The organism is Pseudomonas sp. GM79 (assembly GCF_000282495.1).
GTDB lineage: Bacteria > Pseudomonadota > Gammaproteobacteria > Pseudomonadales > Pseudomonadaceae > Aquipseudomonas.
The window spans coordinates 125,548-132,197 of record NZ_AKJE01000036.1 but is presented as its reverse complement, the minus strand read 5'-3'; the positions used below and the strand labels follow the sequence as shown (position 1 = coordinate 132,197).

Sequence of the window (6,650 nt, the reverse complement as noted above, 5' to 3'; positions counted from 1 at the left end):
CGGGAAAAGCCGATCGGCAGGCACAACTCCAGGACGCTGCAGTTGGAGCACGCGGCCTTCAGATAATGATGTTGGTAGGGTCGGGTTTCGGGCATCGCATAGAGCCCCCTTAGAGTGGGGTAAAGCATAGTTCGGATCACTGTTTCAATCGGGCGTTTACGGGGGCAGTCGACGAGCGGAAAAAGGTGTGTCCTTGTTGCGCCGACCAACGATTGATCGGTGCGTCACGGTCGCGGTAATGCCGGGGGTGGCTTCAACGGCATCAGCGGCGGGAATTCCTCGGGGGTGAGGGTTTCCTTTTCCAGCAACAGGCGGGCCCCCTCATCCAGGTCGGCCCGGCGACTCTCCAGCAATGCCTTGGCCCGTTGGTAGGCTTCATCGAGCAGGGCGCGGATACCCAGGTCGATTTCCCGGGCGGTCTGTTCCGAATAATCCTTCTCGCCTACCGTGGCCATGCGGTCTCCCAGGTACGTTGCGTTTTGCCGCTCCAGCACCGATTGTCCGAGTTCGACGCTCATGCCGAACCGGGTGATCAATTGGCGGGCGATATCAGTCGCGCGGCCCAGATCATCGGCGGCCCCGGTGGAGATCTGGCCATAGACAAGGTCCTCGGCGGCGCGCCCGGCCATCAGCACGACAATCCGGTCCTTGAGGGTCTGGCAACTGATCAGGAAGTGATCCTCGGTCGGTCGTTGCAGGGTATAGCCGAGCGAGCCGATGGCGCGGGGCACGATCGACACTTTATGCACCGGGTCCATCGCCGGCAGCGTGCTGGCGGCCAGGGCATGCCCCATTTCGTGATAGGCCACCACCCGGCGCTCGTCAGGATCGAGCAGGCTGCTCTTGCGTTCGAGCCCCGCGATGAGGCGTTCTACCGCCGCGGTGAAATCGTTCAGGCTGACCGCTTCGGCACCGCGTCGAGTGGCGACGATGGCCGCTTCGTTAACCAGATTGGCCAGGTCGGCGCCGGTGAAACCGGTGGTGATCTCGGCGATACGCGCGCCATCGAGCCCTGGCTCCACGGTGATTTTCTGCATATGAACCTTGAGGATCGCCTCCCGCCCTTTGCGATCGGGGCGGTCGATCAGAATCTGCCGGTCGAAGCGCCCGGCCCGCAACAACGCCGGATCAAGGACTTCCGGCCGGTTGGTCGCGGCCAGCAACACGACACCTTCACGGGGATCGAAGCCATCCAGCTCGGCCAGTAACTGGTTAAGGGTCTGTTCTTTTTCATCATTGCCGCCCAGCGTACCGACGCCGCGCATCTTGCCCAATGCGTCGAGTTCATCGATGAAGATGATGCAGGGCGCCGCCTGCCTGGCCTGCTCGAACAGGTCGCGTACCCGGGCTGCGCCGACCCCGACGAACATCTCGACGAACTCGGAGCCGGAGATCGAGAAAAACGGCACACCGGCTTCCCCTGCGATGGCTTTGGCCACCAGGGTCTTGCCGGTGCCTGGCGGGCCAACCAGCAAGGTGCCCTTGGGAATGTGCGCCCCCAAGCGTGCGTATTTGTCCTTGTCCTTGAGGAACGAGACGATCTCCACCAACTCGGCCTTGGCTTCGTCGATGCCCGCGACATCGGCGAAGGTGACGCCGGTGTCGCGTTCGACAAACACCCTGGCCCGGGATTTGCCGACATTCATCAGCCCGCCAAGACCTTGTTTGTCCGCCATCCCGCGAAACAGGAAATTCCAGAACACCATGATCAGGACAAACGGCAACAACCAGCCCAACAGGCTGTTCAAAAAGGTGTTTTCGGTGGTTCCGGTAAAACCGACGCCCGATTGAGACAGTTCGGTCGCCAGCGCCGGGTCGACCCGCACGGTGGAGAACCGCTCGCGTCCGTCGATGGGCTCTTGCAACTTGCCGCTGATCTGATCCTTATCGACCCGCAAATCACTGACTTTTTGCTCGTTCAACAGTTGCAGGAATTGGCTGTACGGGAGGGGCTGCACCGCCTGGCGCTCGCCGAAGAAAATCTGTGCGAGGCTCAGCACGATAAAAGCGATCGCGAAGTAGGACAGGTTCCACTGGTCGTTCTTTTTCATGGCCTTGGCTCAGAGTAGGAACGCAGGGTCGTTTTAAACGGGCCCGGACCGCGCGGTCAGGGGTGTCCGGCGCCCAGGGGATGAAAAGTCATTGAAAGATGACACCCTGTTTGCGCAGACCAGCGGCCGACCCCCTTTAATAAAGATAGCCTGCTTCAGCTTCTCCCTCGCGGGTGAAGCGCTGCGCCATGACGCAGCACTTCAATGCAAAACTCCATTTCGTAGGGCGGCACGTTGCATTCGACGATGTCATGGGCGGCAACTTGCAGGTGCACGCCGACAATATCGGCATGGATCGGTTGCTGGCAGACATGGCGGTCGACCAGTACCGCCGTGTAGACCCGACGAGCACCGAGTTGCGCCAGGTACGCGCAGGTGCGCAGGAGCGAATGGCCTTCAAACAGCACATCATCGACAACCAGCAGGGTGGTATTGGCAAGGTCCAGCGTGTTGAGAAGCGGGTTCTCGGTCAGTGCCGTGTGTGCATGCAGCACCTTGAGGTCATCGGCATAGCGCTTGACCTTCAGGGGGTAGAGAGGCAGTTCTGGCTGGCCGGTCTGACGTGACAGGTGTTGTTGTAAACGCTGTGCCAGGGGCTCACCTCGGCGTTGGATGCCAATCAGTGCCGCTTGAGCGGGCGGCAACAGGGTTGCGGCCTGGCGCGCCATCGCCTGCAGCACCAAATCGAGTTCATCGCTGTCGTACAAGCGCAACCGCTGACTCGCAGGCAGGTCAGGCATGGCAGTCTCCCGTCCAGAGCCGATGGGTGAATCATAGCGTAAGGGCTGTGTGGGGCATGCGCCTGGGAGGACCAGTGGACAGCAACGAATCTTCAGGAGCGGAATCTAAACGGGTGATTCAGTGAAGACGTCGGCTGCCCACAGGCTGGAGAAGAGGATTGAAATGATTGAAGCTCGCTATCGAAAGCTGGACCTGGGGGAGGTGGCGCTGTCTGCCGACTTGCGTCTGCCCAAGAACGCTGTCGGCCTGGTGGTCTTCGTCCATGGCAGCGGCAGCAGTCGTTCAAGCCCGCGTAATCAACAAGTTGCCGAGTCTTTGGCCAGTCGGAGGCTGGGCACATTACTGTTCGACCTGCTCACGGAGTCAGAGCAACACCTGGATAATCAGACCCGGGAGCTGCGTTTCGACATCGAGCTGCTTTCCAGACGACTGGTGAAGGTGATCGACTGGATTGGCCGGGATGCCGAACTGCAACGGCTTCGGATCGGATTGTTCGGCGCCAGCACCGGTGCCGCTGCGGCGCTAATGGCAGCGGCCGAGCGTGCGGACCGGGTGCATGCCGTGGTGAGCCGAGGAGGGCGGACAGACCTTGCGGGCGCGGCGCTGGCCCGCGTGAAGGCACCGACTCTGCAGATTGTCGGTGAGCAGGATCCGGTGGTGCTCAATCTTAATGTGCAAAGCAGTCATGCCTTGCAGTGTGAGAAACGTCTGGAAGTCGTGCCAGGCGCTACGCATCTTTTTGAAGAAACAGGCGCGCTTGAAACAGTCGCCAGGCTGGCTGGCGACTGGTTCGAGCGGTATCTGCACGGTAGTCGTCCAGCGTCGACCCCCACCGTCTGATGCTTGTCATACGCCAAATGGTCCGTGCAAGGGAAGGGCGGCGGGTTATTTGCGCTTCCAGTACTTCTGCATTTCGATAAACAGAAAGGATGCTGTCCAGGTGATGAGTACCAGACCGGTCAGGGCCTCCAGACCCGTCAGGTACTTGAGGTTGCCCACGGGTGAAATATCGCCGAAACCGATTGTCGTGTACGTGGTGAATGAAAAGTACACGCAGTCCATCAGTGAACCATCGAAGTTGCCAATCAGGTTGCCCCATTCTCCGGAGCGCACCATCAGGTAATAGACCAGCGCGAAGCACCACACCTCTATGGCATGGGCCAGCAAAGCACCGAACACCCCGACGACAATCCTGAAGCGGCTCCAGAGTTTAAGCCTCGGCAACCAGTCATTGAGGCGTAACAGGCATTCGTAGTGGATTACCACTGCGACGATCACCACCAGCGTATTGATCAATGTGACCGCGAGCATCATGCACCTGTGAGTGTGTCCGGCTATCACTAACCGGTCATTAATTGGCAAAAATCAGACCCCCACGGTCATAACGCCAGATACTGTCATCACAGCCTGTCGCAGCGTCCCTCTACAGATCTTCAGGTGAAACCACCCATACACTGCACGGCATTTTGTACAGCAGATGCTCCACGGTGCTGCCCACCAGTCGACCCATGCCACGATGGCCGACCCGGCCCATGACAATCACATCGACGTTGTACGCATCGGCGTAATGGGTAAGGACCTTGGCCGGGTTGCCCATGATCATGTGCTGTTGCTCCGGCGCAATACCGTTGCGCTCGGCCAGTTCGCGGAAGGCATCGGCTTGTGCGTCGAACAGTGTCTTGGCTTTGCCTGAAGAGAAAAACGTCGAGCTGTTGTCGAAATCGAACTCGTCCGCGCTGATCGATGACAGGTCATGGGCATAGATAACATCGAGCTCGGCGTTGCAGGTACTGGCCAGTTTTGACGCCTCGCGCACAATCCTGTCGTTGAAATCCTTGTACTGAGTATTGCTGTGGAAGGGGTCGACCGCGGCGACGATCTTGCGTGGCAACGCGTGCTGCACATGGCTGACAAAATGCAGCGGGACCGGGCATTCGCGCAGCAGATGAATATCCAGGGGCGTGAACATGATCCGTGACAGCAGCGACTCGTACTCCAGAGCCTTGATCAGGACTGCCATCGGCTGTTCTTTGAGGTGAACGAGGATTTCCTGCAACGGTCTTTCTACCCAAACCACCTCAGTGGTGACAGGCACACCGATTTTACGCAAGGGACGGGCCTGTTCTTCGAGCCATTGGCGATGGCGCTCGACATACCCGAGCCGCATCTGCTCCAGCACTTGTTCATTGACCAGGCTGGCCGTTGCCAAACCTTCCAGGTAATCGAAGGCGACGATGTGCAGGGCCGCGCCCGCGGCCTTGGCCAACGCTGCGGCCCGATCGAACGCGGGGCTGTTTTCCATGAGCGGCGAGACGAGCAGCATGAAGCGTAATTGCTCAGACATGACAAAACTCCTGTTAAAAACTGCGGAAACACCTGTGCTCCATGGCACCCATGCGTTTGGGCACCGAGGCCCTGTTTTTATCCTGTCACTGACGGGGGGAACGGGATTGATCTTTATCAACCTGGCGAGTGATGCAGCATGCGCCCCGACGTGTGGTGGGGGGCGTTGTAGAGTCGCTTTCGGGTTTGTTTCCAGCAAACTGACGATTCAGAAGAACGGTCGACCCTATAGCTGACAAAGATCAAATCCCCCGGTTCTGAAGCGCTCACTCTGTGGTTCTACCCATTGCATCGAGATGGCCATGCGCCGAGGTGCCCTATGTCGCAGACACAGCGTTTACTGTTGATCGCTCCTTGCGCCATGACTCGTACTCCGGCGTTCGACCGGGCCGCCATGTTGGCCCGCGCGATGCAATTGCCGCTGCACATTGTGAAGGGAACGGTGCAGCACACAGGGTTGAACAAGCTATTGGGAACCACTGCCGAACAGCTCTTGCATCGAGCGCCTTGCAGTGTGCTGGCGATCAAGTCCGGCAGGATGTTGCAAGGAGAGTAGAGGTGAAAATTCAACGCCTGCTATTGATTGCCCCGACCGAAATGGTCCGCACCCCGGCTTTCGATCGGGCGCGAGCCCTGGCCTGTGCAACCGGTGCAATGTTGCACATCGTCGCTTTCGATCATGTCCAGGCACTGGCGGTGGCCGGCCTGTTTGACCACGACGCGATGGCCCAGGCGCGGGAAGGTTACTTGCAGGTGCATCGTCACTGGCTGGAGCAGCAAGCCCGGTTTCAACGATGCGAAGGGTTGCAGGTGACCACTGAAGTGGTCTGGGCCAGACCGAGCCTGGCGCATTTGCTTGAGTACGTGAATGACTTCCATGCGGACCTGGTGATCAAGGACACACATCGCGTGTCGGCACTCGATCGCGTCTTTCACCGGCCTCTGGACTGGCAGTTGCTGCGCAACTGTCCGGCCCCTTTGCACCTGGTCACCGATGCCGTAAATCCAAACCCGTTGAGCATACTCGCCACCGTCGACCTGTCCCATCTGGAGGCGCTGACCCAAGGGCTTAATGACCGGATTCTCGACCTGGCCTCGACGCTGGCTGAATCCTGCGGCGCCACCTTGCACCTGCTCAATGTCGACGGCTGGTCGGAGTTGGGGGAGTCTGAGGTGAACGTGCCGACAGCGACACTGGATGGCAGTTTGAGAGACGCGGTCATCGATGCTCAGCTGGAGGCCTTCGAGGTGCTTGCCGAGCGCTACGGAATCGAGAAACAACAGCAACATCTACTGCCTGGGATTCCCCCTGAGGTGATCGCACATTTTGCACAACAACATGTCTTCGACATGGTAGTACTGGGGACAACCTACCATCGCGGGATCGATATTTTCATCGGCAGTACGGCCGAAAGTGTGTTGAACCGGTCGCCCTCCAGTCTGACGATCGTCAAGCCATTGCCCCGGGTCGACTGACAGGTTCTGCCTGGCGCCCTCGCGACCACAAAAAAAGCC

The 6,650-nt window shown here is 59.2% G+C and carries 7 protein-coding genes and 1 pseudogene; 3 read left to right on the top strand and 5 right to left on the bottom strand.

The features are described from left to right. From PMI36_RS31960 to PMI36_RS18180, 3 genes and pseudogenes are all read right to left on the bottom strand, one after another. Nucleotides 1-95, bottom strand: a pseudogene (locus PMI36_RS31960) (Crp/Fnr family transcriptional regulator); the annotation flags it as partial. A 129-nt stretch (nucleotides 96-224) separates the two neighbouring features. Further along, the gene (gene ftsH, locus PMI36_RS18175) at nucleotides 225-2,051 is read right to left on the bottom strand and encodes an ATP-dependent zinc metalloprotease FtsH (protein ID WP_008070899.1); all 1,827 of its coding nucleotides are present in this window, start codon (nucleotides 2,049-2,051) and stop codon (nucleotides 225-227) included. 155 nt (nucleotides 2,052-2,206) lie between these two features. Then, nucleotides 2,207-2,791 carry a phosphoribosyltransferase family protein gene (locus PMI36_RS18180; protein ID WP_008070898.1) on the bottom strand — a complete coding sequence of 195 codons (585 nt, stop codon included), beginning with the start codon at nucleotides 2,789-2,791 and terminating at the stop codon, nucleotides 2,207-2,209. 163 nt (nucleotides 2,792-2,954) lie between these two features. On the opposite strand from PMI36_RS18180, the gene PMI36_RS18185 reads away from it, so the two are divergent. Next, a complete protein-coding gene (locus tag PMI36_RS18185) occupies nucleotides 2,955-3,632 on the top strand; it encodes a dienelactone hydrolase family protein (protein WP_008070897.1) in 678 nt (225 codons plus the stop codon). Between the two features lie 45 nt (nucleotides 3,633-3,677). Here the strand turns inward: PMI36_RS18185 and PMI36_RS18190 are convergent, their stop codons facing one another. Both PMI36_RS18190 and PMI36_RS18195 read right to left on the bottom strand, forming a co-directional pair. Next, nucleotides 3,678-4,103, bottom strand: a complete 426-nt coding sequence (locus tag PMI36_RS18190; protein WP_008070896.1) for a potassium channel family protein — start codon at nucleotides 4,101-4,103, stop codon at nucleotides 3,678-3,680. A 112-nt stretch (nucleotides 4,104-4,215) separates the two neighbouring features. Next, nucleotides 4,216-5,136, bottom strand: a complete 921-nt coding sequence (locus PMI36_RS18195; RefSeq protein ID WP_008070895.1) for a universal stress protein — start codon at nucleotides 5,134-5,136, stop codon at nucleotides 4,216-4,218. A 318-nt stretch (nucleotides 5,137-5,454) separates the two neighbouring features. On the opposite strand from PMI36_RS18195, the gene PMI36_RS32435 reads away from it, so the two are divergent. Both PMI36_RS32435 and PMI36_RS18205 read left to right on the top strand, forming a co-directional pair. Beyond that, nucleotides 5,455-5,691, top strand: coding sequence for a universal stress protein (locus PMI36_RS32435; protein ID WP_008070893.1), 237 nt, complete (start codon nucleotides 5,455-5,457; stop codon nucleotides 5,689-5,691). A gap of 2 nt (nucleotides 5,692-5,693) precedes the next feature. Then, on the top strand, nucleotides 5,694-6,611 hold the full coding sequence (locus tag PMI36_RS18205; protein WP_008070890.1) for a universal stress protein: 918 nt from the start codon (nucleotides 5,694-5,696) through the stop codon (nucleotides 6,609-6,611). Nucleotides 6,612-6,650: the final 39 nt, after the last annotated feature.

Excerpts from the sequence above, each read along its gene's own strand:
- ftsH (WP_008070899.1), bottom strand. The coding sequence starts at position 2,051 with ATGAAAAAGAACGACCAGTGGAACCTGTCCTACTTCGCGATCGCTTTT.
- PMI36_RS18180 (WP_008070898.1), bottom strand. The coding sequence starts at position 2,791 with ATGCCTGACCTGCCTGCGAGTCAGCGGTTGCGCTTGTACGACAGCGAT.
- PMI36_RS18185 (WP_008070897.1), top strand. The coding sequence starts at position 2,955 with ATGATTGAAGCTCGCTATCGAAAGCTGGACCTGGGGGAGGTGGCGCTG.
- PMI36_RS18190 (WP_008070896.1), bottom strand. The coding sequence starts at position 4,103 with ATGCTCGCGGTCACATTGATCAATACGCTGGTGGTGATCGTCGCAGTG.
- PMI36_RS18195 (WP_008070895.1), bottom strand. The coding sequence starts at position 5,136 with ATGTCTGAGCAATTACGCTTCATGCTGCTCGTCTCGCCGCTCATGGAA.
- PMI36_RS32435 (WP_008070893.1), top strand. The coding sequence starts at position 5,455 with ATGTCGCAGACACAGCGTTTACTGTTGATCGCTCCTTGCGCCATGACT.